24 protein-coding genes, 1 tRNA gene and 1 pseudogene are annotated in these 23,975 nt (G+C 44.9%); 13 read left to right on the forward strand and 13 right to left on the reverse strand.

Translation table 11 applies throughout. The features are described from left to right. Positions 1-72 precede the first annotated feature (72 nt). The 3 genes from JKJ11_RS04320 to lolB are packed head-to-tail and all read right to left on the reverse strand — an operon-like array spanning position 73 to position 2,489. Positions 73-1,023, reverse strand: coding sequence for a ribose-phosphate pyrophosphokinase (locus JKJ11_RS04320; RefSeq protein ID WP_031495558.1), 951 nt, complete (start codon positions 1,021-1,023; stop codon positions 73-75). Positions 1,024-1,050: 27 nt separating this feature from the next. Further along, the gene (ispE, locus tag JKJ11_RS04325) at positions 1,051-1,923 is read right to left on the reverse strand and encodes a 4-(cytidine 5'-diphospho)-2-C-methyl-D-erythritol kinase (RefSeq protein ID WP_252039094.1); all 873 of its coding nucleotides are present in this window, start codon (positions 1,921-1,923) and stop codon (positions 1,051-1,053) included. A gap of 11 nt (positions 1,924-1,934) precedes the next feature. Further along, positions 1,935-2,489 (reverse strand): lipoprotein insertase outer membrane protein LolB, encoded by a 555-nt coding sequence (lolB, locus tag JKJ11_RS04330; RefSeq protein WP_503060287.1) that lies wholly within the window; start codon positions 2,487-2,489, stop codon positions 1,935-1,937. Between the two features lie 238 nt (positions 2,490-2,727). Here lolB and hemA point away from each other — a divergent pair, with 238 nt between their 5' ends. The 8 genes from hemA (at position 2,728) to ybaK (ending at position 10,692) form a co-directional block, all read left to right on the forward strand. Then, positions 2,728-3,987 (forward strand): glutamyl-tRNA reductase, encoded by a 1,260-nt coding sequence (gene hemA, locus JKJ11_RS04335; protein ID WP_038229713.1) that lies wholly within the window; start codon positions 2,728-2,730, stop codon positions 3,985-3,987. 27 nt (positions 3,988-4,014) lie between these two features. Continuing rightward, the gene (gene prfA / locus JKJ11_RS04340; RefSeq protein WP_038229716.1) at positions 4,015-5,103 is read left to right on the forward strand and encodes a peptide chain release factor 1; all 1,089 of its coding nucleotides are present in this window, start codon (positions 4,015-4,017) and stop codon (positions 5,101-5,103) included. A 9-nt stretch (positions 5,104-5,112) separates the two neighbouring features. Then, the gene (gene prmC / locus JKJ11_RS04345; protein WP_252039095.1) at positions 5,113-5,961 is read left to right on the forward strand and encodes a peptide chain release factor N(5)-glutamine methyltransferase; all 849 of its coding nucleotides are present in this window, start codon (positions 5,113-5,115) and stop codon (positions 5,959-5,961) included. 33 nt (positions 5,962-5,994) lie between these two features. Beyond that, entirely contained in the window at positions 5,995-6,378 is a 384-nt protein-coding gene (locus JKJ11_RS04350) for a SirB2 family protein (RefSeq protein WP_006075551.1), read from the forward strand. A gap of 3 nt (positions 6,379-6,381) precedes the next feature. After that, the gene (locus JKJ11_RS04355) at positions 6,382-7,191 is read left to right on the forward strand and encodes a SirB1 family protein (protein WP_006075552.1); all 810 of its coding nucleotides are present in this window, start codon (positions 6,382-6,384) and stop codon (positions 7,189-7,191) included. Positions 7,192-7,208: 17 nt separating this feature from the next. Further along, positions 7,209-8,060, forward strand: coding sequence for a 3-deoxy-8-phosphooctulonate synthase (gene kdsA, locus JKJ11_RS04360; RefSeq protein ID WP_096993838.1), 852 nt, complete (start codon positions 7,209-7,211; stop codon positions 8,058-8,060). Positions 8,061-8,433: 373 nt separating this feature from the next. Then, entirely contained in the window at positions 8,434-10,098 is a 1,665-nt protein-coding gene (gene ushA / locus JKJ11_RS04365; RefSeq protein ID WP_252038779.1) for a bifunctional UDP-sugar hydrolase/5'-nucleotidase UshA, read from the forward strand. 117 nt (positions 10,099-10,215) lie between these two features. Further along, the gene (gene ybaK, locus JKJ11_RS04370; RefSeq protein WP_252038780.1) at positions 10,216-10,692 is read left to right on the forward strand and encodes a Cys-tRNA(Pro) deacylase; all 477 of its coding nucleotides are present in this window, start codon (positions 10,216-10,218) and stop codon (positions 10,690-10,692) included. A 178-nt stretch (positions 10,693-10,870) separates the two neighbouring features. Here the strand turns inward: ybaK and rluF are convergent. The 3 genes and pseudogenes from rluF to JKJ11_RS04385 all read right to left on the reverse strand — a co-directional run. Beyond that, positions 10,871-11,741 (reverse strand): annotated as a pseudogene (gene rluF, locus JKJ11_RS04375) (23S rRNA pseudouridine(2604) synthase RluF); the annotation flags it as partial. A gap of 76 nt (positions 11,742-11,817) precedes the next feature. Continuing rightward, positions 11,818-12,399: a DNA endonuclease SmrA gene (smrA, locus tag JKJ11_RS04380; RefSeq protein WP_006075558.1), complete on the reverse strand. Its 582-nt coding sequence runs from the start codon at positions 12,397-12,399 to the stop codon at positions 11,818-11,820. Positions 12,400-12,538: 139 nt separating this feature from the next. Beyond that, entirely contained in the window at positions 12,539-12,679 is a 141-nt protein-coding gene (locus tag JKJ11_RS04385) for a DUF3149 domain-containing protein (RefSeq protein ID WP_038229728.1), read from the reverse strand. A gap of 255 nt (positions 12,680-12,934) precedes the next feature. On the opposite strand from JKJ11_RS04385, the gene JKJ11_RS04390 reads away from it, so the two are divergent. Beyond that, positions 12,935-13,011: transfer RNA gene (locus tag JKJ11_RS04390), tRNA-Pro, on the forward strand. A gap of 225 nt (positions 13,012-13,236) precedes the next feature. On the opposite strand, the gene JKJ11_RS04395 is transcribed toward JKJ11_RS04390, so the two are convergent. Continuing rightward, positions 13,237-13,644 (reverse strand): hypothetical protein, encoded by a 408-nt coding sequence (locus JKJ11_RS04395; RefSeq protein WP_006074295.1) that lies wholly within the window; start codon positions 13,642-13,644, stop codon positions 13,237-13,239. 424 nt (positions 13,645-14,068) lie between these two features. Here JKJ11_RS04395 and fdhF point away from each other — a divergent pair, with 424 nt between their 5' ends. Further along, complete coding sequence (gene fdhF / locus JKJ11_RS04400) at positions 14,069-18,184, forward strand: formate dehydrogenase subunit alpha (protein WP_252038782.1); 4,116 nt, start codon at positions 14,069-14,071, stop codon at positions 18,182-18,184. On the opposite strand, the gene flhB is transcribed toward fdhF, so the two are convergent. From flhB to JKJ11_RS04430, 6 genes are read right to left on the reverse strand one after another with little or no spacing between them, the layout of a single operon-like run. Beyond that, positions 18,165-19,313: a flagellar biosynthesis protein FlhB gene (gene flhB, locus JKJ11_RS04405; protein WP_062462695.1), complete on the reverse strand. Its 1,149-nt coding sequence runs from the start codon at positions 19,311-19,313 to the stop codon at positions 18,165-18,167. The genes fdhF and flhB overlap by 20 nt on opposite strands. Then, complete coding sequence (gene fliR / locus JKJ11_RS04410) at positions 19,306-20,085, reverse strand: flagellar biosynthetic protein FliR (RefSeq protein ID WP_198557435.1); 780 nt, start codon at positions 20,083-20,085, stop codon at positions 19,306-19,308. The genes flhB and fliR overlap by 8 nt, the downstream gene beginning before the upstream one ends. 5 nt (positions 20,086-20,090) lie before the next feature. Further along, positions 20,091-20,360, reverse strand: coding sequence for a flagellar biosynthesis protein FliQ (gene fliQ, locus JKJ11_RS04415; RefSeq protein ID WP_006074299.1), 270 nt, complete (start codon positions 20,358-20,360; stop codon positions 20,091-20,093). Next, positions 20,357-21,094, reverse strand: a complete 738-nt coding sequence (gene fliP / locus JKJ11_RS04420; RefSeq protein ID WP_124940740.1) for a flagellar type III secretion system pore protein FliP — start codon at positions 21,092-21,094, stop codon at positions 20,357-20,359. Before fliP ends, fliQ begins: the two co-directional genes overlap by 4 nt. 26 nt (positions 21,095-21,120) lie before the next feature. After that, on the reverse strand, positions 21,121-21,504 hold the full coding sequence (locus tag JKJ11_RS04425) for a FliM/FliN family flagellar motor switch protein (RefSeq protein ID WP_006074301.1): 384 nt from the start codon (positions 21,502-21,504) through the stop codon (positions 21,121-21,123). Continuing rightward, complete coding sequence (locus JKJ11_RS04430; RefSeq protein ID WP_252038783.1) at positions 21,497-22,264, reverse strand: flagellar motor switch protein FliM; 768 nt, start codon at positions 22,262-22,264, stop codon at positions 21,497-21,499. Before JKJ11_RS04430 ends, JKJ11_RS04425 begins: the two co-directional genes overlap by 8 nt. Before the next feature lie 170 nt (positions 22,265-22,434). Here JKJ11_RS04430 and JKJ11_RS04435 point away from each other — a divergent pair, with 170 nt between their 5' ends. Genes JKJ11_RS04435 through JKJ11_RS04445 form a run of 3 tightly spaced genes read left to right on the forward strand, consistent with a single transcriptional unit; the run spans position 22,435 to position 23,946 of the window. Beyond that, a complete protein-coding gene (locus JKJ11_RS04435) occupies positions 22,435-22,782 on the forward strand; it encodes a flagellar basal body protein (protein WP_006074303.1) in 348 nt (115 codons plus the stop codon). A 24-nt stretch (positions 22,783-22,806) separates the two neighbouring features. Beyond that, entirely contained in the window at positions 22,807-23,235 is a 429-nt protein-coding gene (gene flgC, locus JKJ11_RS04440; RefSeq protein WP_006074304.1) for a flagellar basal body rod protein FlgC, read from the forward strand. A gap of 45 nt (positions 23,236-23,280) precedes the next feature. Then, positions 23,281-23,946 (forward strand): flagellar hook capping FlgD N-terminal domain-containing protein, encoded by a 666-nt coding sequence (locus JKJ11_RS04445; RefSeq protein WP_240207417.1) that lies wholly within the window; start codon positions 23,281-23,283, stop codon positions 23,944-23,946. Positions 23,947-23,975 lie beyond the last annotated feature (29 nt).

Raw genomic sequence — 23,975 nt, forward strand, 5'->3', positions numbered from 1 at the left:
ATCTGTACAAAAAACGCGAAGACAAAAAAACCACTTCATAAGGAAGTGGTTTTTTCAAATTAGGTGCGAATGTTACTTGCTAGTGAACATTGCTGAGATTGACTCTTCGTTGCTGATGCGACGAATAGCTTCTGCAAGCATGCTAGATAGAGTAAGTTGCGTTACTTTACCTGTTGCAGCCATTTCTTTAGAAAGCGTAATTGAGTCAGTCACGATAACTTGGTCTAGAACCGAGTTTTTGATGTTCTTCGCTGCGTTACCAGAGAATACTGCGTGAGTTGCGTATGCGAATACACGCTTAGCACCACGCTCTTTAAGCGCTTCTGCTGCTTTACATAGCGTACCGCCAGTGTCGATCATGTCATCAACGATAACACAGTCACGACCTTCAACGTCGCCGATTAGGTTCATTACTTCAGAAACGTTAGCACGTGGGCGACGCTTATCTACGATAGCGATGTCGATATCACCTAGTGCTTTCGCTGTTGCACGAGCTCGGACAACACCACCAAGGTCTGGAGAAACGACAACAGGATCTTCTAGACCACGGTCAGCCATATCTTCAAGAAGCACTGGAGTACCGAAGATGTTATCTACAGGTACATCGAAGAAGCCTTGAATTTGCTCTGCGTGTAGGTCGATAGTAAGAACGCGGTCAACACCAACGTTAGACAGGAAGTCTGCAACAACTTTTGCAGTGATTGGCACACGGGCAGAGCGTACACGACGGTCTTGACGAGCATAACCAAAGTAAGGAATAACAGCAGTAATACGGCCTGCTGAAGCGCGGCGCATTGCATCAATCATTACCACTAACTCCATTAGGTTGTCGTTAGTTGGCGCACATGTTGACTGAATGATGAATACATCGCTACCACGAACGTTTTCATTGATTTGAACAGCGACTTCGCCATCAGAGAAACGGTCAACAGTAGCATCTCCTAGAGAGATGTATAGACGATCAGCAATACGTTGGGCTAGTTCAGGTGTAGCGTTACCAGCAAATAGCTTCATATCAGGCACGGTGGAAACCTCAGGGTTGCGTCCAGTTTAAACAGATTGTAATAGGGCTAATTCATACTTAGCCAAAGTCTCTAGTAAAGGAGAGCGATTGCATCCTTTTGCTACAAAAGCGGAGACATTGTCAGGAAGCATTTCAAGGACTTTTTCTGCCTCTTCCTCGTTGTTAAACTCAGAAAATACGCAAGATCCAGTCCCCGTCAATCTTGACGGCGCGTATTGTAGCAGCCATGAAAGTTGGTTATCAACCTCTGGATACAGCATTCGGACAATTTTTTCGCAATCGTTTACGTAAGGTGAGTCCAAAAGCATTGATAATGCTCGCTTTGGCGTGTTTCTGGTTAAATCAGGATGTGTGAATATATCGACGGTAGCAATACTAACTTCAGGTTTAATAACTAGGTAATACTGTTCTTTAGGGCTAGCTTCAGACAGTTTTTCGCCGACACCTTCAGCGAAAGCTGCGAAGCCGCGAACGAACACAGGCACATCAGCACCTAATGCCAAACCTATTTCTGCTAGCTCATCCGTTGTCAGTCGGGTTTGCCAAAGAAAGTTCAATGCTACTAGTGCGGTAGCCGCATTGGATGAACCACCACCAATCCCGCCACCCATGGGAAGAATCTTGCTAAGCTCTATATGAGCACCATAAGTACAGTTAGCTCTGTTTTGAAGCGCCGATGCTGCTTTCCAGATTAGGTTGTCTTCGGTGGCGACACCTTTAATATCTGGGGATAGAGTAATTTGACCACTGGTATTTGCGGTAATAGTCAGTTCATCGCATAAATCAATGAATTGAAACAAGGTTTGCAATTCATGGTAGCCATTAGGTTGACGACCAGTGATGTATAAAAATAGGTTGAGTTTAGCAGGGCTAGGCCATGAAGTAGTGTCGGTGATCATTTTATGCTGGGTCACTGTTTTACTGTCCATTTTGAAACGACAAGATTGAGTTTGGTATCACCTTGCACTAATTGCATCCTAGTCGGCATGGGCAATGAGTTCTCTGTCCCTTCAAGTGAAAAGCTGCGGTACTCATTGTAATCAAGGTTCCACGTTTTGTTGGTAATACGTTTTTGTAAACTGCCGACGGTATTAAATTGGTTTAGCTGATAGCTATCGGCAGTCGCCGGTAGGCCAACCAGCCAATCGCTCAATTGTTCGATTGGGATATCCAGCCCGGTTAATTGCTCAATGAGCACATTTACATCTTTCCCGGACAATTTTTGTCCATCATACGTTTCGATAAAAGAACCGTTTGGGGTTGAAGTAAGATTAAAAACGGTTTGACCAAGAAAGGTAGTCAGACGGACTTGGGTGAAATTATCGGAATGACTCCAATGAAAGTTGAGAGTTTGGCGCTGGTCTGGGGAAATATAACCGAGTTTGCCACTGGCCGTATATTGAGTAAGAGACTCAAGCTCGGTTTTATGTGCTTGCCATTCAACACTTTCTGGCTCTGGAGGCAAACTACTGCACCCAAACAGAAATAATGCCGCAAAAAAATAAAAAAGACGTCGATGGAGTTTGTACATAGGAAACAACTTACGTGATGGTTTATTGTGCAAATTCAATACAATATTGACAGACTATAGCATCAATCCCACAAACTCAGGAAAACATATTGGTAAGAGACTTTCAATAAATGGTGCCATCAAGTAAAATTCTGGCCTATTTGTCAAATCTGTATCAGAGAATTCGCGTTACATGTCATTGCTTGCAATTGGTATAAACCACAATACGGCGTCAGTGGATCTGAGGGAGAAGGTGGCGTTTCCACCTGAAAAACTCAACAGAGCCTTGAATGAGCTAAGAGAAAATACCAAAGTTAATGGCTCTGTGATTCTGTCAACGTGTAACCGCACCGAAATTTACTGTGATACTGGTGATTCCAACAAATCACAATTAATAGACTGGCTTGTTCGTTTCCACGATGTAGCAGCAGAAGAGTTGAAGCCTTCTCTGTATGTTTATGAAGAGCAAGCGGCAATAAAACACCTGATGCGCGTTTCATGTGGTTTAGATTCACTCGTCCTTGGTGAACCACAAATACTGGGACAAGTAAAGCAAGCCTACAGTGATGCCCGTGAGCATCAATCTGTAGAGGGTGGAATTGAGAAACTCTTTCAAAAGACGTTCTCTGTTGCTAAGCGAGTGCGTACTGAAACCGAAATTGGTGGTAGTGCCGTTTCTGTCGCTTACGCGGCTTGTACCCTAGCTCGACAAATCTTCGAATCAATTGCTGACTCAACTGTGCTTTTAGTTGGTGCAGGCGAAACCATTGAACTGGTGGCCAAGCACTTGGAAGGTCACGGTTGCAAGAACATGATTGTGGCTAACCGAACCAAAGAGCGAGCGGAAATATTAGCGAATCAGTTTGGCGCACAAGTTATTGCACTTAATGAAATACCTGATGTACTACCTAAAGCGGATATTGTCATTAGCTCAACTGCGAGCCCGCTGCCTATTATAGGCAAAGGGATGGTTGAATCAGCGATAAAACAACGTCGCTATCAACCTATGCTGCTTATCGACATCGCCGTCCCACGAGATATTGAATCGCAAGTGGGCGAGTTGAGTGACGCGTATCTATATACGGTTGATGATTTGCAATCTATCGTCGATAGCAATATCGAGCAACGTAAAGTCGAAGCGATTCAAGCAGAAGCGATTGTGAGTGAAGAAAGTGCGCAATTCATGACATGGATGCGTTCACTGCAAGCTGTCGATAGCATCAGACAATACCGAAAACACGCAAACGACACCCGACAAGATATACTGTCAAAAAGTTTACAAGCGTTAGCAGCAGGGGGAGACCCTGAGAAAGTTCTGCTAGAGCTGAGTAATAAATTAACAAACAAGCTTATTCATGCGCCTACAAAAGCGCTACAAGATGCCGCTGAGCAGGGAGATCCTGCTAAACTGATGGTCATCCGACAAAGTTTGGGTTTAGACCAAACTAAATAAGCCTTACCCTGAGAAAAGACTGCAATTATGAAAGCCTCCATTTTAGTTAAATTGGAAACTCTTGTTGAACGATATGAAGAAGTTCAGCATCTACTTGGCGATCCAGAGATCATTGGAGACCAAGACAAATTCCGCGCTCTTTCAAGAGAGTACTCGCAACTTGAAGAAGTGACCAAGTGTTTCCAAGCCTATCAGCAAGCACAAGAAGATCTTGAAGCGGCTGAAGATATGGCAAACGAAGATGACGCAGAAATGCGTGAAATGGCGCAAGAAGAAATCAAAGAAGCGAAAGCGACTATTGAGCGTCTTGCGGATGAACTGCAGGTACTTCTTCTACCGAAAGATCCAAACGATGAGCGTAACTGCTTCTTAGAAATCCGCGCTGGTGCAGGTGGTGATGAAGCAGGTATTTTCGCAGGTGACTTATTCCGTATGTACAGCAAATACGCGGAGAAGAAAGGCTGGCGTATCGAAGTGATGAGCTCAAATGAATCAGAGCAAGGCGGCTATAAAGAAATGATCGCTAAAGTGTCTGGTGATGGTGCTTATGGCGTGCTTAAGTTTGAATCTGGCGGCCACCGTGTTCAACGAGTTCCAGCAACAGAATCTCAAGGTCGTGTTCACACTTCAGCATGTACTGTTGCGGTTATGGCTGAAATTCCTGAAGCAGAGATCCCAGAGATCAAAGCGGCTGATCTTAAAATCGATACGTTCCGTGCATCAGGCGCGGGTGGTCAGCACGTTAACACTACTGACTCAGCTATTCGTATTACTCACTTACCAACAGGGACTGTGGTTGAGTGTCAAGACGAGCGTTCTCAACATAAGAACAAAGCGAAAGCGATGTCTGTTCTTGCCGCGCGTATTATTGCCGCAGAAGAAGCAAAGCGTGCCGCTGAAGTGTCAGATACCCGTCGTAACCTATTGGGTTCAGGTGATCGTAGTGACCGTATTCGTACTTATAACTACCCACAAGGTCGTGTATCAGACCATCGCATCAACTTGACGTTATATCGTCTGTCTGAGGTCATGGAAGGTGACTTGCAGTCTCTTGTTGATCCGGTACTGCAAGAACACCAAGCTGACCAACTTGCGGCTCTAGCGGAGCACAACTAATCCATGTCATTGGATATGTCTATTGAAGCGGTGCTCAAACGAGCATCGCTTGTTCTTTCTGGGTCTGGTAGCGAATCACCTTCATTAGATGCGGCGGTCCTGCTGTGTCATGTTCTTGAAAAACCGCGTAGTTATCTACTTACCTGGCCTGAAAAAGCATTAACGTCTAATGAAGCAGAGCAGTTCGAGGCGTTGTTAAATCGTCGTATCGCAGGCGAACCCGTAGCGTATATTCTTGGTGAACGAGAGTTTTGGTCTCTGCCTTTAAATGTCGCTCCAAGCACGCTTATCCCAAGACCTGATACAGAACGCTTAGTTGAGCTCGCACTTGATAAGGCCCTTGTGAATGATGGTGATATTTTAGACTTAGGTACGGGCACCGGAGCAATCGCGTTGGCACTGGCTTCAGAACTGAAAACACGCTCAGTAATGGGAGTTGATTTTCAAACGGAAGCGGTAGAGCTCGCTCGAAGCAACGCGACAAAACTCAATATTACCAATTGTCAGTTTGCGCAGGGAAGTTGGTTCGAACCTGTCGATCTTGTGCACAAATTTAGCGTAATTGTTTCCAATCCCCCTTACATTGACGAAAATGATCCCCATCTATCTCAAGGTGATGTTCGATTTGAACCATCAACGGCATTAGTCGCTGAGAATAATGGGCTGGCGGATATTGAGACCATCACGGCTCAAGCGCCCACTCATTTGCTTGAGGGCGGCTGGTTGTTGTTTGAGCATGGCTTTGAGCAAGGGCAAGCTGTAAGAGAAATCTTGGCAAGCAATGGCTTTTGTCATGTTGTCACTGAACAAGATTACGCCGGCAATGATCGTGTGACACTTGGGCAATGGAACCCATAACAGAAATACAATAAAGAGAAAGAGAGAAGCAGCATGTATGAAGGATTAAAGCATTTTCACTTGATGACCATCGCCATATCGGTGGTGTTGCTATCAGTACGATTTGGCTTACTGGTCGCTAACTCCCCGAAGGTGAATCATCCGTTTTTGAAGCGCTTCCCTCACATTAATGATTCACTACTGTTGTTATCAGGCTTTGGTTTGATTGCAATCACAGGTTTTGTCCCATTTACGGCTGCAGCGCCGTGGATGACCGAAAAAGTCACCTGCATTATGGCTTATTTTGCGTTGGCGTTTTTCACGATTAAATTAGCAAAGAACAACTTATTAAGAACATGTGCGTTCTTAGGCGCATTGGGATGGTTAATGATGGCAGCTAAGATTGCCATGCTGAAAACACCATTCCTTATGGGGTAAGTAATGATTGAACTGTTTGACGAAGATTTTGATGCTATTGAGTTGGTTGAAGGAGCACTGATCTTAAACAAAGCGGTGGATCCAAATACTCAAGATCATTGGGCGGAATTAGAGCTAGCTCGTTTACTAGAAGAAGCTGAGCAGCAATTGTTCCATTTGCGCGATGATAAGCAGCGCTTAGACTCGCTGCTAAGACTGTTTTACACCGAGTGGCAGTTTAGTGGGGACCATGATGCGTATTTTTCCTCTGAAAATGCGTTTATCGATAAAGTCCTTGAGCGACGCAAAGGCATACCGGTTAGCCTAGGAGCTATCTTGCTCTACTTAGGGAGAAAGCTCGGTCTTCCATTAGAAGCCGTAACATTCCCAACGCAGTTTTTGATTAAAGTCTGTTGGCCAAATGAAGCACCAAGTTACATCAATCCTTACGATGGGGAATATGTTAGCAAGAAGCGTTTACACGCTTGGCTAATTGGTAACGATGGTCCGTTGGTGAAGTTAGAGGCAAAACATTTAGCGACAGTTGATAACCCAACGGTAATTGGTCGCTGGCTAGCTTTACTTAAAAGTGCACTATTGCGAGAAGAGAAGTACACGCTTGCATTGCAATGTACCGACCTGGCTTTGACTTTTGTTCCCGATGACCCTTATGAGATTCGGGATAGAGGCTATATTTATCAACAACTGGATTGTCATCAAATCGCGGCAACTGATTTTCAGTATTTCATCGATCAGTGCCCAGATGATCCGGCAATAGAATTACTGAAAACGCAGGTTTCGGCGATCAGTCGCTCACCTGTCACTCTTCACTAAATATTGAGATAACAAACATGGAAATGAAAACGGTACACGTAGGTGATATCCCGGTAGCAAATGATAAGCCGTTCACGCTTTTTGCTGGAATGAATGTGCTGGAATCACGTGACTTAGCGATGCAAATCTGTGAGCACTATGTGAAGGTGACAGAAAAGCTAGGTATTCCATACGTATTTAAAGCGTCGTTTGATAAAGCGAACCGTAGCTCAGTGCATTCTTATCGTGGCCCTGGCCTTGAAGAAGGCATGAAGATTTTCCAAGAGCTAAAAGACACCTTTGGCGTGAAAATCATTACGGATGTTCATACAGAAGAGCAAGCACAGCCTGTTGCCGACGTGGTAGATGTTATTCAGCTACCTGCCTTCTTAGCTCGTCAGACTGACCTTGTTGAAGCGATGGCAAAAACAAATGCGGTTATCAACGTTAAGAAGCCTCAGTTTATGAGCCCAGGACAAGTAGGTAACATTGTTGATAAGTTCGCTGAGTGTGGTAACGATAAAATCATTCTTTGTGAACGTGGCTCATGTCATGGTTACGATAACCTTGTGGTCGACATGCTTGGCTTTGGCGTTATGAAAAAAGCTTCTAACGGTAGCCCAATCATTTTCGATGTGACGCACTCACTTCAAATGCGTGATCCATCGGGTGCGGCATCTGGTGGTCGTCGTGAACAAACGGTCGAGCTTGCAAAAGCGGGACTTGCGACGGGAATTGCGGGTCTATTTATCGAAGCGCACCCGAATCCAGATAAAGCACTATGTGATGGTCCGTCAGCACTGCCTTTAGATAAGCTGGAACCATTCTTAGCGCAAATGAAAGCGTTGGATGATCTTATCAAAGGTTTTGAGCACATCGACATTAAATAAGCGTGCTTATTTCTGATATAGAAGCCAGTCATTTAGACTGGCTTCTTTTTTATGTTCACTAAATATGTTGAGTAATCGTTTCTTCTCAGAATTACAACCTCGTAACAGCTGAATCCCTCGCCATACCTCAGTGCTTTAATTAACCTTATGTAGAATCACAAATTTATTCTGATGAGTTTATAACCTGATACTCAGCAACTTGTGACATAGATTACATAAAAGTGAAATGAGAATGTTATGTTCGTAGGGTTAATTTAAACTATCGCATATTTTGTCGATGTTTCTCTTTATGTCTATTCGTTACAAATCGGCAAATGTGTGGCGTTTATACAACGCTATAGGCAGTGGATCCCCAAAATTCAAAGGTATGAAAATGAAAAAAAGCCTTATGTTTAAGTCCGTACTAAGTGCGGCTATCATCGCGTCACTAGCAGGATGCGCAACCCAACCAGAGCAAGAATGGAATGCTGATGAGACTTATAAGCTCACTATTCTTCATACTAACGATCACCACGGTCGCTTCTGGGAAAACAAATATGGTGAGTACGGTATGGCAGCGCGTAAGACGCTGATTGACCAAATTCGTGCTGACGTTGAAGCGGATGGTGGCAGCGTACTGCTTCTATCTGGCGGTGATATCAACACTGGGGTTCCAGAGTCTGACTTACAAGATGCTGAGCCTGACTTTAAAGGTATGAGCATGATTGGTTACGATGCTATGGCACTTGGTAACCATGAATTCGACAACCCGCTAGAAGTGCTATTTAAGCAAAAAGAGTGGGCTAACTTCCCAATGCTGTCTGCAAACATTTATGACAAGAAAACAGGTGAACGCCTGTTTGATGCATACCACATTTTCATCAAGCAGGGCATTAAGATCGCTGTTATTGGTCTAACAACGGAAGACACAGCGAAGATCGGTAACCCTGAGTACATCGGTGGTATCGAGTTCCGCGATCCGAAAGTAGAAGCAAAGAAACTGATCGCTGAGCTAAAAGAGACAGAGAAACCTGATCTAATTTTCGCAGTTACCCACATGGGCCACTACGAAAATGGTAAGCGTGGTGTAAACGCCCCAGGTGATGTTGCGCTTGCTCGTTACCTTGATGAAGGCGACTTAGACATGATTGTGGGTGGTCACTCACAAGAGCCGGTTTGTATGGAAGGTCCTAACGTCGTTAAGAAGAACTTCAAGCCAAGTGATGAATGTAAGCCTGACATCCAAAACGGAACTTGGATTGTGCAAGCGTACGAGTGGGGTAAGTACGTTGGCCGTGCCGACTATGAATTCAAAAATGGTGAGCTAGATATGGTCAGCTATGACCTTATCCCTGTAAACCTTAAGAAGAAAGTTAAGATCGATGGCAAGAAGCAACGTGTTCTTGTTGAAGATGAAATCAAGAAAGATGCAGAAATGGTGGCATTCTTAACGCCATTCCAGGAAAAAGGCCAAGAGCAACTAGGTGCGAAAATTGCCGAAACGAACGGCAAGCTAGAGGGTGACCGTAATGTTGTTCGCTTCCAGCAAACTAACCTAGGTCGTCTAATTGGTACGGCTCACATGGAACGTGCTAAAGCTGACTTTGCCGTCATGAACTCTGGTGGTGTACGTGACTCTATCGCTGAAGGTGATGTGACTTACAAAGATGTACTTATCGTACAGCCATTTGGCAACATTATTACTTACACCGATATGACAGGTGCTGAAGTTGTCGATTACTTGAACGTAGTAGCAACGAAACCTGTAGATTCTGGTGCTTACGCTCAATTCGCTGGCATTTCAATGACAGTGGGTAAAGATGCAGTATCGAATGTTGTTATCAATGGTAAGCCTCTAGACCCTAAAGCAACATACCGTTTCACTGTACCAAGCTTTAACGCAGCTGGTGGTGACGGTTATCCGAAGCTTACAGGTCACCCTGGTCACGTAAACACTGGTTTTGTGGATGCGGAAGTACTTAAAGAGTACCTAGAAGCAAACAGCCCAATCGATGTGAATAAGTATCAGCCTAAAGGCGAAATCATCTATAAGAACTAGACTTTTATTCCGGTTTAGTAGATAAAATAGAGCGGCGCCATTCGGCGCCGCTTTTCTATATTGACGACTCTAATCTCAAGAGTCGACGTTAACGGTAGCGACTACCAAGGATACGTTATGACACCGGCTATTAACCTTGCCAAAAAGAAAAAAATCACTCATACCGTTCATCAATATGACCATGACCCAAGGCATGAAAGTTATGGTTTAGAGGCGGTAAAAGCGTTAGGACAAGATCCTGAATCCGTATTTAAAACTCTACTGTTCGCCATCAATGGAGAACCGAAAAACCTCGCTGTAGCGGTGATACCTGTTGAAGAAAAGCTAAACCTAAAACTCGCAGCAAAGGCGGCTGGTGGGAAAAAAGCAGAGATGGCAGATAAAGATATCGCACAAAAAACCACGGGTTATGTGTTGGGTGGCATCAGCCCTCTTGGTCAAAAGAAGTTGTTACCGACCTTTATTCATATCTCAGCGGAAGCGAGAGTGCAAATGTGCGTCAGTGCTGGAAAAAGAGGTTTGGAGATTGAGTTAGCACCGAGTGATTTGGCGATGCTAACGCGAGCGAAGTTTGTCAATTTATGTGAGGCCTAAGCAGGCCTCATTTACACTGACTATTTCTTGAGAGATAGGGTACCGCCAACGCGCGTTCTCGGCTTACTTGGCTTAGATGAATCTGGTTTAGCAGCGACCGGTTTACGGTTTTGCGTCTTACCGTGGTGATTACGAGCCTTACCTGAACGTCCTTGCTCTTGCTTGTGACGTTTGTTTTTATTCGGGCTACGACGAAACTCATCTGCACCGTGCCCAGAGAAGGTTTTCATTTTTTCACGCTTCGCTTCTGCTCGAGCGTCATGCAGCTTAGCATCGGTAGCCTTAGTGATATGACGACCTTTAGCATCTTTGCGTGATGCTTCTTCCGTACTCACTGAACCTTCACAAAGGCGGTGAATCTCAGCCACTTCCTGGTCAGTTAAGTAGCGCCATTTGCCATTGGGAATTCCATCAATCGAGATGTTCATAATGCGGACTCGGCGAAGTTTTAACACTTCGAAACCCAGTGCTTCACACATACGGCGAATTTGACGGTTTAACCCTTGAGTTAGGGTAATACGGAAAGAAAACTTGGTTTCTTGCTCGACACGACAAGGCAGAGTTACTGTGTCCAGAATCGCAACACCTGAGCCCATCTTTTTCAAGAAATCACGAGTAACAGGTTTGTCGACACGTACTACATACTCTTTCTCGTGATTGTTACCCGCACGGAGAATCTTGTTAACGATGTCGCCATCGTTAGTCAAAAAGATAAGACCGTCGGACGGTTTATCTAGTCGACCAATTGGGAAGATACGTTTGTGATGGCCAACGAAATCAACGATGTTGCCCGGAACATCGCGTTCGGTTGTACATGTGATACCCGTTGGTTTGTTCAACGCAATATAGACTGGCTTCTCTTTGCTGCGAACTGGTTTACCGTCGATTTCAACATTGTCTCCTGACAACACTTTGGTTCCCATCTCAGGAATTTTGCCGTTAATAGTGACACGTTGTTGTTCGATCAGCTTGTCAGCTTCACGGCGAGAACAAAAGCCAGTTTCACTAATGTATTTGTTAAGGCGTTTTCCTTCAGCAGCGTTAGGCATGCGCAGTATTCACTCTATATTGGTCAGACACAAAATTAAGGTCGCGTATTTTATACTCAACTGAGCGGTAAGTCACTTAACTCGTACGTTTTTGATGACGCTCTCGATTCTCAAGCTTCTTTTCTTGGCTCTTTCTTAGCATAACGTAGACCGCACCACTTCCTCCATGGAACCGCTGCGCACTATGAACGCACTGAACATCTTTTATCTGAGTTAGCCAATGTGCAAGATAACTCTTCATTAATGCTGGTGGGTTAGAGCGTTCGCCGCGCCCATGTACAATAAGCACAGTGCGGATGTCCATACGCATACACTGTTGTAGAAACTTCACCACTTCATCGCGTGCTTCTTTAAGCGTTCTCCGGTGTAAGTCGAGTTTTGCTTGCAGCGGATATTTACCCAGTCTCAGTTTGCGATAGACACCTTCCTGCATGCCATCACGCTTAAACTCAATTAAGTCGTCTGGTTTGATCATCGGAGCGTAATCAATTGAAAGGTACTCAGGGTCTTGCTCAGAAAGCCAAAGCGCTGCTTCTCGCTTGGCCAAATGCGCGTCAGACACTTGGTGGGTCTTTTTAAGTTCAACGGTGTCGCTGTGAATCGGCTTCACATCGCCCATCATCTGTTGGAATAGATCCAGATCATCGTCTTGAGACATAACTTCATCTCGGATAAGCCATTTTAACTGGAGTATATACGAATATTAGCAATAGGTGAGAGCAATAAAAAACCGGAGTGAACAGGCGATCCACTCCGGTGCATAGCGGTTTTCTATTCGAAATAGAAGCTAAGCGATTCTAGTGAGGAGATTTGTCATTCATTACTTTGTAGATGAAGAAACCACCGTAAAACAGCATCAAGCCCAGCGCTGCAAAGATAACTAGCATTGAAGATAAGCCCACTGCATTACCAAATAGGAGATCAAGCCAAAAGTCCATGTTTCCTCCAAAGTATTGACGACAGGGATAAGTTAACTTTTGGTGTTAAAATGAACACTGATCTGGATCAATTGTACTTTGAGTGTTAATAACCTGTATGTCACTGTGTGTATTTGGTCACATTTTTCGTGCTTCTGGCGATATGATGAGCAATCAAACTCAAATGCAAAGAAAGTTGTTATAAAAGCCTTGCTTCAAAAGAATTTATCATTAATATACGCATCCGTTGTTGAGCAAAACTCAAGACAACAATCTCGGTGAATAGCGCAGCTTGGTAGCGCATCTGGTTTGGGACCAGAGGGTCGGGGGTTCGAATCCCTCTTCACCGACCACTTTCAAAAAGCCTCGCTTTCAAAGCGGGGCTTTTTACTTTCTAAGCATAATTTTAGTAGTGGAGAAGAACCCATGCGGGTCAGGGGCTGGATGGCCAGTCCCATCGAATCCCTCTTCACCGACCATTTTTCAAAAAGCCTCGCTTTCATAGCGGGGCTTTTTACTTTCAAAAGAACTTCGCTTTTTAGCGAGGTTTTTTGCATTTCTGAGTATCAAAAACTTCTTTAAGCTAATCTAGCTTTGCTGCCGAGTTTTGCTACGACGCCTTCCAAGCCCAGCACGGCAAAGATAATAGCGAAGAACGCGACAACGCCACCAAATGCACCTGTAAAGGCTACATGCTGACCGAACAGCATAGCGATAATGCCCATGGCGAGAAACTTCGAGCCCACTAAGATAATGTAAGACGAAATACCACGTTTTAGCTTTGGTAGAGTTTTGTGCTTAAGAAAGTACGACGCCATAACTTTTTCAAGCGAGATAGCACCTTTAAGCATGCCGGTTAACACCACCGATGCGTATACTGCCACTTCAAGGCTTGCGATGAACACCCAGTCCCAAGAAGCATTGAGTACTAGCATTACGACAGTAGTGATAATAGAGCTGATGGCGATATCTTTAAGTACTTTCATTTTGAATCCTCGTTATGATTTCTGCTGACCTGATTAAGGTATCAATCACTGCGATTCACTATTTACCATTTTACGCCAATGAGAATTACACTCACTTAAAGTAGGGATGTTTGACCTTAATTACACTGTGGGTATAATTAAGGTAGTTTCGCTCCTAATTTAAATCCCCTTGAAGGGGGACTCCCTGAGAGCACCAAGATTTCTCATTTTAGATTTGTTCTACCACTGTGACACGGATCATTAGAGCAGAGATTGACTGATGGTTTGTCGTACTTATTACAAGGTTTTGTGTCTACGAGGTTTTTCAGTCGCTAGATAGCGTCAATAAACTGCGTGTTACCTTTCTTACACGGCGATAACGTCGTGTGCTTTCGAGTGCGAGTTCAGTGGAGTTTTTTCATCGATCTGAAAGAGATAGCTCTATATGAATGTAATTATCAACGGTCAAACGTATCTTCTGCGCGAAAACAAGAGCATCCTAGATGTCGCAAAAGATATTCAAGTTGATGTCCCTTCTCTTTGCTCCATCAGTAAGCACGACGACAAGCAGTCATGCGACCTTTGTGTCGTTGAAGTGGTGGGGAAAGGTATTGTTAAGGCGTGTGAGACAAAAATCCAAGATGGCATGACCATCGTTACTCAGTCCGCTCAAATTAACAACCTTAGAAGACAGGCACTCAATAAAATATTTGCGGATCACAATGCCGACTGTGAAGCGCCCTGCAAAGTCGCATGTCCTGCACATGTCGATATTCAAACCTACCTACACCATATCGCACAAGGCGATCATCACGAAGCCGTAAAAATCATCAAAGACACGCTACCTATGCCGATTTCCATTGGTCGTGTGTGTCCTGCTTTTTGTGAACATGAATGTCGTCGTACCTTGGTTGACGAACCGCTCGCAATTCGCCAGCTTAAACGTCACGCCGCAGATATTGATTTATCGCTAGCCGAGCAATTTGAGCCGCCGAAACTCCCTTACAACGGCCACCGAGTCGCCATTGTTGGTGCAGGGCCAGGTGGATTGGCATGTGGTTATTACCTTAGCTACCAAGGTTTTGCTGTCGACATTTTTGAATCTATGCCAGAGGCTGGTGGCTGGCTTCGCTATGGCATTCCAGAGTACCGTTTGCCGAAAGATATTCTGGATAAAGAAATTGAGCTGATGTGCCGTGGTGGGATGAGAATCCATACCAATACACTTCTTGGTAAAGATATTGCTCTTGATGAGCTGACAGACAACTATGAAGCGGTCTGCCTTGCTGTTGGAGCAACCAAAGCGGTCAATATGCCGTATCCGGGCTCTGACTTAGAGGGCTGTGTACTTGGTGTTGATTTCCTAAAAGACCATATGACGGACAAAACCTTCACCATTGGCAAGAAGGTGGCCGTGATCGGTGGTGGTAATACCGCGATTGATTGTGCACGAACTGCCATTCGCGAAGGTGCGGAGACGACCATTATTTATCGTCGCACTCGAAATGAGATGCCAGCCGAACTGCATGAAATTGAAGCGGCAGAGCTAGAAGGGGTTAAGTTTAAGTTTTTGACCAATCCCAAATGCAATCTTGCCGATTCACAGGGGCGTGTTGAGCATATCGAGTTAGAGATAATGGAGTTGGGAGAGCCTGATAGTTCTGGTCGCCGCCGCCCTGTCTCTACTGGTAAAACTGAGACTGTCGCTTTTGATACTGTTATCTCCGCGCTATCGCAAAAACCGGACGTCGAGTTTCTTAAATCCGCCAAACATCCTTTGCCTTTGACCGATTGGGGTACTGCGTCTTCTGACGGTGATTCGATGCACCATGGTTACAATGTATACAGTATTGGTGATTTCAGACGTGGACCAGCGACTGCCATTGAAGCTATCGCTGATGGCAAGAAGGCTGCCGATGCTATTGAGCGTTACATTCTTCAAGGTCACTTTAAACCTGAACCTAGAGCGTTTAATAGTCACAAAGCAGAGCGTTTGAGCGAAGTTCGCCAAACAGAATATCTGCAAGAAAAAGCCAAAGCGCGAGCTAAAGCTGAGCAGTTGTCAGTAGAAGCCTGCCAAACAACTTATCAAGAAGTTGAACTGGGTATGTCGGATGAGAAGGCCATTGCCGAGGCTGCGCGCTGTTTAGAATGTGGCTGCCAAGCAAACACTCAATGTGACCTTCGCGATTACGCCACTGAGTACAAAGTGGATTATCGAGAGATAAACATTAACCAGCGCAAAATGTTCCCAGTGGACAAAACCAGCGAGTTTATTGTTTTCGATGCAAACCGTTGTATTAGTTGTGGCTCGTGTGTTCATGCGTGTCAGACCGAATCGGTTCACGGTATTTTAAACTTTTCAGAAACGTCACATCGTCCTTCTTTTCCTAACGGTGCCACTATGGGCGATAGTAACTGCGTTCAATGTGGTGCGTGTGTTCAGGTGTGCCCAACGGGAGCGCTGTCTGATAAGCGAGATAAATCTCACGGTCGAATCGAGATGCTGACACCGGTGAAAACTATCTGTACTTATTGTGGGGTAGGTTGTCGTATTGAGCTATACGTGGATGCGGCGAACAACAAAATTCGTTACGTCAAAGGGGATAAAACGTCTCCAGTAAACCAAGGCATGTTGTGTGTAAAAGGCCGCTTTGGCTTTGATTTCATCCAAAGTGAAGAGCGACTTTCTACGCCACTGATTAGAAAAGCAGGCGAATTGGTGCCTGCCTCTTGGGATGAAACCGTGCAGTACGTCGCTGATAAGCTGAGTAAAATTAAGTCTATGTATGGCAGTGACAGCTTGGCTGGTTTCTCATCGGCAAAAACCACTAATGAAGATAACTACGCATTCCAAAAACTGTTCCGTCGTGAAATTGGCACCAACAATATCGACCACTGTGCGCGGTTGTGTCACTCCTCGACAGTAACAGGTTTGGAAGCAGCGTTTGGTAGTGGCGCGATGACCAACGATATTCCAAGTATCAAACACTCGGACGTTATCTTTATTATTGGTTCAGACACCAGTGCTGCTCACCCAATCATTGCTTCTCATATCAAACAAGCAGTCGCGGACGGGGCAACCTTGATTGTGGCCGATCCAAAACGTATCGATATGGTCGATCATGCCAAATTGTATGTTCGTCACCGTCCAGGTACAGACGTTATGTTACTTAACTCAATCATGCATGTGATTGATAAAAATAGCTGGCAAGATGATGCCTATATTGAAGAGCGCACCGAAGGTTATAGCGACTTGCTTGAAGAGATTCGCAAAGAGTCTTACTCACCGGCTAATGCTGCGTTGGTGACCGGTGTGGCTGCGTTCGATATCGAGCGATTGGCAGAGCTCATTGGCACGGCAAAAGTCACGTCAGTGTTCTACTCGATGGGAATCACGCAGCACACGACAGGTCACGACAACGTGCGATCGATAGCCAATCTACAAATGCTTTGTGGTAACGTCGGAGTTGAAGGTGGCGGCATTAACCCTCTACGTGGTCAATCAAACGTTCAAGGCTCATGTGATATGGGGGCTCTACCAACGGATTATCCAGGCTATCAGAAGGTCACTAATCCAGAGGTTCAGGCCAAATTCGCCAAGGCTTGGAATAGTGAGACCTTACCGACAGAGAAAGGTAAAACGCTGACGGAAATCATTGATGGTGCCTGTGATGGTGACATTAAGGCGTTGTATGTCATGGGCGAGAACCCTGTGCTTAGTGACCCAGACCAAGCGCACGCCGTTCATGGATTGAAGTCGCTCGATTTCTTAGTGGTTCAGGACATATTCCTAACGGAAACCGCGCAACTCGCGGATGTGGTTCTGCCGTCTTACTCGTTTGCAGAGAAGGCTGGACACTTTACCAATACAGAACGACGAGTTCAGCGTTTAGTGCCTGCGGTTCAAGCTCCGGGTGAAGCGAAAGAAGACTGGCGTATTATTCAAGAAATCGCCAATGCTATGGGCAGTGATTGGGCTTACCAAACGGTTCAGGATATTACTGAGGAAATCGCCGATGTCACACCGCAATATCATGGTATTCGTTGGCAGTCGATAGGTGGTAATGGTCTGCAGTGGCCGTGTAATGAGGTTAAGCCATTTGGTACGCGCATCATGCACAAAGACCAGTTCGTTCGCGGTAAAGGGGCGATGAAAGCTATTCCATTCGAATATGCCGCAGAGCTCCCTGATGACGAATACCCGTTAATATTGACGACGGGGCGTCTTCTAGAACAGTTCCACACTGGTACTATGACTCGTAAAACTAAAGGGTTAGACAATCTTGCGGGACCACGCATTATGGTGAGTGTGGAAGAAGCAGAGCGATTAGGTATTACTAATGGTGAGACCGTGAAACTGGTGTCACGCCGTGGTGAAATTAGTGCGCCTGCTTTTGTCACTAAGCGAATGCAACAAGGTGTGGTATTTGTGCCGTTCCACTTTGCCGAGTCTGCGGCGAACAAGCTAACCAATACCGCTACGGATCCTTACGCCAAAATACCTGAGTTTAAAGTGTCGGCTGTCAGACTAGAGACGGTTACTCAGCCGGTTCATTAGGATCAGACCAAACCTTAGGGATATCGAAACGAGGCAAGCCATTTGGCTTGCTTCTTTGTCCTTGGCGCCATGCTTTCAGTTGGTTAACGTAGGTAAGAATGTGAGCGATGGCCACAAACAATTGATTAGGCACCATTTGGTCAACTTGGGTCGTATTGTAAATAGCTCGAGTAAGCTCAGCACTTTCCACCACTTCAACACTGTGTTTCGCTGCCAATTCACGAATGTATACCGCCACTTCATCTTTGCCTTTCGCAACAACAAAAGGTGCTTCGGCCTGAGTCAAATCATAAATCAAGGCGACGGCATATTGCGTAGGGTTAGTGAGCACCACATTGGCTTTTGGCACTCTTTCATTGGCACCTCGTTTGGCATTTTGAGTTTGGATTTGTCGGATTCGCGCCTTCACTTCCGGGCGCCCCTCTTGCTCCTTATGCTCATCTTTTACCTCTTGTTTAGTCATCTTCATTTGCTTAGTAAATTCATGACGCTGATAGGGGAAGTCAAAAAGGCCAAATATCAGAACAATAAGCAGCAAGTAACCAAGGTACTCTATGGTAATCGTAGCGACAGTGAACACCACAGTATCAAAGTGGGCACTTACCAGGTTAGTGATGACGGAGATATAGCTGGAAATCACCCAGTACAACAAACTGAAAAACAGCGTTACCTTAAACACATTTTTAAACAGCTCCACCACTGACTGTGTTGAGAAAATACGCTTTATCCCTTTTATAGGACTGATTTTTTCAAGCTTGGGCGTTAGTAATGAAGGGCTGAAAATCCACCCTCCCAATAAAGTAGAGCCAAATATGGCGGCGATAATTTGGTAAATCAATAGCGGAAAAAACAACATCACCATGGAAAAAAGGGCGGTGCCTAACAGTTCGACCGAAGTCATCCAATGGCTGATGGTTTGAGTATCGAATTGAAAACTGACTAAGAACAGCTCAATAAATGTTTGCTTAATCATATCGATATTCAGGACGTAATAGGCCACCACGCTGATAAGGGTGATAGAAGAGACAAACTCTTTGGCACGCGGAACTTGTCCCTCTCTGCGAGCTTTGGAGAGTTTATGTTGGCTGGGCTGTTCACTTTTATCGCCCGAATCTTGATGCTCAGACATTAGGTAGCCTCAACATGTAATGCAGGTGTTGGTTAAGCTCCAGAACTAAATCAAAGTAGTGATCGCCAATACCCGTTAAGGATGCCATTAACGCAAATAAGCCCAGTAACATGGTCATTGGAAAACCAAGTGCGAACACGTTTAGGGAAGGGGCCGCTTTATTCATCAGACCAAAAGTGATGTTACTAAGCAGCATCACCACTATCGCGGGCACTGCCACTAGCAAACCTGTCGCAAACATCCACGACACCATTTTGAGTACATAATCGATACTGCTGAAGGGGAAAGTGGAGTCAAGCGGCCAATAGGTAAAGCTCTCTTTGAACACCAACAGCACCACCAAATGCGCATCAAGGGATAGGAACAGTAGCATTGAGGTGATAAACATAATCCGTCCAATAATGGCGATACTGATGCCATTAGCTGGATCATTCATCACCGCCATCGCTAGTCCCATCTGCATCGAAATAGCTTGTCCTGCAATGGAAAAAATAGTGAAGAAGAGCATAACGGCGAAGCCAACGAGGAAACCAAAAATCAACTGATACAGGGAAAACAAGAGGGTATCGATGCTAAATGGATTAAAGGGTGGTACTTCGTGGACCAGCGGAGCCAGCAGTAAAGAAAAGATAAAAGCAAACAGTAGCTTAACTCTTACAGGAATCGCGTTGTCACCAAAGAAAGGCGCAATAAGAAATAGGCCCGTTAAACGGACAAATGGCCACCATAAAATACCAAGCCATTGAGTGATTTCAGTAAATGTAAGCTGCATCACGATTACCCAACTTTGGTCGGAATCGCATCAAAGATAAACAGAAATAGGTCACTGATTTCCTGTAGTAGCCAATGCCCCGCCAAAATGATGGACAGTAAGGTCACTAGAAGCCTTGGAAGAAAACTCAGCGTCTGCTCGTTGACTTGGGTAACCGCTTGGAAGATGGCTACCACTAAGCCGACGATAAGGCTGGGTACAATTAGTACAGAGACCATCAGGATAATGACCCATATGGCTTGACTGACAAGCGTGACGGCTTCTTCTGGACTCATCCGCTAATCCAAAAACTATTGGCAAGGCTACCCATCAGCAAACCCCACCCGTCAACGATGACAAATACTAAGAGCTTAAAGGGTAAGGAAACAATGAGTGGCGAAAGCATCATCATACCCATGGACATCAGTACAGATGCGACAACGAGATCGATCACTAAAAACGGCAGAAACAGCATGAAACCAATCTGAAACGCCACCTTTAACTCACTCAGCAAATAAGCGGGTAGTAATATTAAGAAAGGGATTTCTTCATCAGAGGCGAGGGTTTTCTCTCCGGCTATTTTCGTCACTTGCTCGAGCGCTTTGCGTTGGGTTTGGTCCAGCATATAACGGCGCAGTGGTTTTTCTGCCGAGGCTAAGGCCTCCATTAGAGTGATATCGTCGGTGGAATAAGGAACATAAGCCGTGTCGTATATCTTGGTCCAGACAGGCCGCATAATCAGTAAAGTAAAGATCAGGGCAATACCAATCAAAACCTGATTAGGAGGCGTTTGTTGTAATCCTAAGGCTTGGCGTAATATCGCTAATACGATAATGATCCTTGTGAAACTGGTGCACATGATGACAAACGCTGGCACAAAACTCAGCATCGTCATCAATATCAGAATTTGCAGCTTAACGCTGTATTCAGTCCCTTCTGATGTGTTGGTTTCACTCAATATAGTCAGCCCCTCTGCTTGCGTAGGAGAGAACCAAAAAGTAAGCACCATCAGTAAAATTCGTATTGGCATTGTCGTCCTTGAGCTCGCCTAAACAGCTACTTGCTAGGTTTTTTTATAATGCTCAACAACCTAACGCCATATTGACCATTCTTTGAGACGATTTCGCCAGTACCAAATGCAGTACCATTGATTTTTATATCGACTGGGTCACCTTCGTGTTTCTCTAACATGACTACGCTGCCGGCTTTCAAATTAAGCAGCTCGTCTAAGATTAACGTTTTACGAGCAACTTCTACCGTGATGTCGACAGGAATGCTTTTCAGTAGTGATACATTGCTGACATCACTTTGCTCAGCTTCGAATTCAATATCGTCTGCAAGGTCATCCAAATCCAAATCGTCGAGATCTGGCAATTCTTCGTGTAAGTTGAGGTCGCTCATCGAATTGTCAATGGGCGGAGTTTGTTTATCGCTAGCCATCGATTTCTACTCCTAACTCAGAGTTAATAGATTGAAGTTTGCCAAAAAAAGTTGGGTGCCCATTTACTTTGACCGTCAAGTTTTTACATAAGGTCATGGGCATAAAATCACCGGGTTGCAGTTTGGACAACTCGTGCAGCGTGCACTGTCCGTGGAGCATTACGCACCCCAATTCAACCGACTGATATCGCAAATTGTTTAGGATTTCCTCTCTATCGAAAGTTTCGTTACTTTCCATCACGTCGCGTAGCTTCTTAACATATCTATCATCCAACATAAAAGTGATGTCGATTTGTTGCTCATCGAAGCTGAAAGTGATGGTAGTACCAATGTCTGAAGGCTGATGATCTGTATGTTCAACCGCGTAATGGCTTGCATCAGCAGTAAGAATGTTAGTGATCGCCATAGTGAGCTTTTGAAACAGTCTTAAGTGAGTTTGAGTGAGTGTTGTGTCACTACTACTTCTCTTCGATTTTCGGGTAGGTGATGGTGTGTTTAGGTGCTTGTATAGCAGAATATCGGCAGCTTGTGGCTCGATAAAGAAAAAAACATGACCGAAGTCTTCGATGTTTAGCACTGTTTTGATGCTGTTTTTAGGTGGTTTGTGCGCCTCTGAAAAACTGGCTTTAACGTGTCGACAAGAGAAGTTAAATTTAAAAATATCAACAACTTCATTAGAGAAATGCCCGGCGTGTTTAAGCAGGAATTTACGCATCTTAATACTCGGGTTACCGAATTCAGTTAACGAACATTCTTTCATGTCAAGTCCCAATAATTACTATTTGTGAGCGTTCTCAAATTTGACACGCTAATTATTCCTAACTATAGGTTATAGCATTCTCATTTCAACTTGGGTTGAGTGAGAAATACACAAAACTATAACGACCTATTTTGCTTTTAAATCGGGTCGATGATGGATGAGGCTAGGGCATGATTCACTTAGACGATGCGCTTGGGGTTCACCCCAAGATAGTGCAGTTTCGTTTGGACAGAGCAGCGGTATTAAGCTCGAATATTGCCAATGTGGACACCCCAAATTACAAGGCAATGGATCTAAAGTTTGATGCAGTATTGAGTGGTATTGGTAACAGCAAAGACTGGTATATCGATACCTCAGCACAATACCGGATTCCAGTGCAAAGAACGCGAGATGGCAATACCGTTGAACTCGAAAATGAACAGGCAAGATTCGCCAAAAATGTGATGGACTATCACCAAAGCTTGGCATTTTTGCAGTCGAAAATTAACGGTATCAAAACGGCCATCAAGGGCCAGTAAGTGAATTGATTAGGTAGGGACACCATGTCATTCTTAGGTATCTATGAAACGGCGGGCTCAGCAATGAGTGCTCAGACCGTGAGGCTTAACACTATCTCCAGTAACTTGGCGAACGCCGATTCTGTTTCTGGTGACCCTTCAAAAGTTTATAAACCACTCAAACCGATATTTTCCGCGGTTTACAACCATTTCAATGCACAAGAAACCCAACATCAAGGTGTGGTACCAATTCGCATCGCCGACGTTGTTGAAGTGTCCTCGATGATGGAGGGGCGCTATGAACCAAACAATCCTCTGTCAAATGACGAAGGTTATGTTTACTACTCAGGTATCAATGTCGTCAACGAGATGGCTGATATGATCTCGGCGACTCGCAGTTTCGAAGCCAGTGTCGAAGTGCTTGGTAACGTCAAGTCTATGCAGCAATCACTAATGGGACTGTGGCGCAGTTAGCAGTGTCCTGCATTTGCGAACCAGTGGTTTCTAAGGAATATACCTATGACGACTATATCCGGAGCTGCGCAGGTCAATAATATTGAGTCTGCGTCAACATTGCCCCCCCAAGAAAACCCAAACAGTGCTGGGGCGTTAAAGAATGAATTCATCACCTTGATGGTGGCTCAGATTGAAAACCAAGATCCGTTGAACCCGACAGATGGGACTGAATACGTTGCGCAGTTGGCGCAGTTTTCTCAAGTAGAGAGCACAGAGAACCTAGTTCAGTTGATGCAAAACAACACAACGATGCTCGATAACTTGCAAGTCCTGAGTACCGCAGCCTTGGTGGACAAAACAGTCACCGTCAAAAGTGACCAACTATCCGCATCGGGTGAGGGCACACACACTGGTTATATTCAATTGCAAGCTGCGTCCAATACAGTGGCTGTCGAGTTGGTGAATCATCTTGGGCAAGTGAAAACGGTAACGTTAGGCCCCAATAGTGCAGGGCGGGTTGATTTTGCTTTTGATGCCAAAGCGATGGGTCTGAATGGCGCGTACCAAATGAAAGTGACATTGGACAGTGGACAAAATTACCAGCCAGCGATTTATCAGCATGGCAAGGTTGAGCAGGTGACAACGCCGCTTGTAGGCGGAACAAGCCATCTGCAAGTGCAAGGAGTAGGTTTAGTGGCGTTTTACGACGTGGCGGCCTTCTCTAATTAAGTTGTATTTTCGCAAGTATTTTTGGTCTT

It is taken from the genome of Vibrio sp. SCSIO 43133 (genome assembly GCF_023716845.1).
GTDB classification, from domain to species: Bacteria; Pseudomonadota; Gammaproteobacteria; order Enterobacterales; family Vibrionaceae; genus Vibrio; species Vibrio mediterranei.

What these genes read in the sequence shown, in the direction of transcription:
- ispE (WP_252039094.1), bottom strand. Translation starts at nt 1,923, where the DNA reads ATGATCACCGACACTACTTCATGGCCTAGCCCTGCTAAACTCAACCTA.
- hemA (WP_038229713.1), top strand. Translation starts at nt 2,728, where the DNA reads ATGTCATTGCTTGCAATTGGTATAAACCACAATACGGCGTCAGTGGAT.
- prfA (WP_038229716.1), top strand. Translation starts at nt 4,015, where the DNA reads ATGAAAGCCTCCATTTTAGTTAAATTGGAAACTCTTGTTGAACGATAT.
- JKJ11_RS04350 (WP_006075551.1), top strand. Translation starts at nt 5,995, where the DNA reads ATGTATGAAGGATTAAAGCATTTTCACTTGATGACCATCGCCATATCG.
- JKJ11_RS04355 (WP_006075552.1), top strand. Translation starts at nt 6,382, where the DNA reads ATGATTGAACTGTTTGACGAAGATTTTGATGCTATTGAGTTGGTTGAA.
- kdsA (WP_096993838.1), top strand. Translation starts at nt 7,209, where the DNA reads ATGGAAATGAAAACGGTACACGTAGGTGATATCCCGGTAGCAAATGAT.
- ushA (WP_252038779.1), top strand. Translation starts at nt 8,434, where the DNA reads ATGAAAAAAAGCCTTATGTTTAAGTCCGTACTAAGTGCGGCTATCATC.
- ybaK (WP_252038780.1), top strand. Translation starts at nt 10,216, where the DNA reads ATGACACCGGCTATTAACCTTGCCAAAAAGAAAAAAATCACTCATACC.
- smrA (WP_006075558.1), bottom strand. Translation starts at nt 12,399, where the DNA reads ATGTCTCAAGACGATGATCTGGATCTATTCCAACAGATGATGGGCGAT.
- JKJ11_RS04385 (WP_038229728.1), bottom strand. Translation starts at nt 12,679, where the DNA reads ATGGACTTTTGGCTTGATCTCCTATTTGGTAATGCAGTGGGCTTATCT.
- JKJ11_RS04395 (WP_006074295.1), bottom strand. Translation starts at nt 13,644, where the DNA reads ATGAAAGTACTTAAAGATATCGCCATCAGCTCTATTATCACTACTGTC.
- fdhF (WP_252038782.1), top strand. Translation starts at nt 14,069, where the DNA reads ATGAATGTAATTATCAACGGTCAAACGTATCTTCTGCGCGAAAACAAG.
- flhB (WP_062462695.1), bottom strand. Translation starts at nt 19,313, where the DNA reads ATGTCTGAGCATCAAGATTCGGGCGATAAAAGTGAACAGCCCAGCCAA.
- fliR (WP_198557435.1), bottom strand. Translation starts at nt 20,085, where the DNA reads ATGCAGCTTACATTTACTGAAATCACTCAATGGCTTGGTATTTTATGG.
- fliQ (WP_006074299.1), bottom strand. Translation starts at nt 20,360, where the DNA reads ATGAGTCCAGAAGAAGCCGTCACGCTTGTCAGTCAAGCCATATGGGTC.
- fliP (WP_124940740.1), bottom strand. Translation starts at nt 21,094, where the DNA reads ATGCCAATACGAATTTTACTGATGGTGCTTACTTTTTGGTTCTCTCCT.
- JKJ11_RS04425 (WP_006074301.1), bottom strand. Translation starts at nt 21,504, where the DNA reads ATGGCTAGCGATAAACAAACTCCGCCCATTGACAATTCGATGAGCGAC.
- JKJ11_RS04430 (WP_252038783.1), bottom strand. Translation starts at nt 22,264, where the DNA reads ATGAAAGAATGTTCGTTAACTGAATTCGGTAACCCGAGTATTAAGATG.
- JKJ11_RS04435 (WP_006074303.1), top strand. Translation starts at nt 22,435, where the DNA reads ATGATTCACTTAGACGATGCGCTTGGGGTTCACCCCAAGATAGTGCAG.
- flgC (WP_006074304.1), top strand. Translation starts at nt 22,807, where the DNA reads ATGTCATTCTTAGGTATCTATGAAACGGCGGGCTCAGCAATGAGTGCT.
- JKJ11_RS04445 (WP_240207417.1), top strand. Translation starts at nt 23,281, where the DNA reads ATGACGACTATATCCGGAGCTGCGCAGGTCAATAATATTGAGTCTGCG.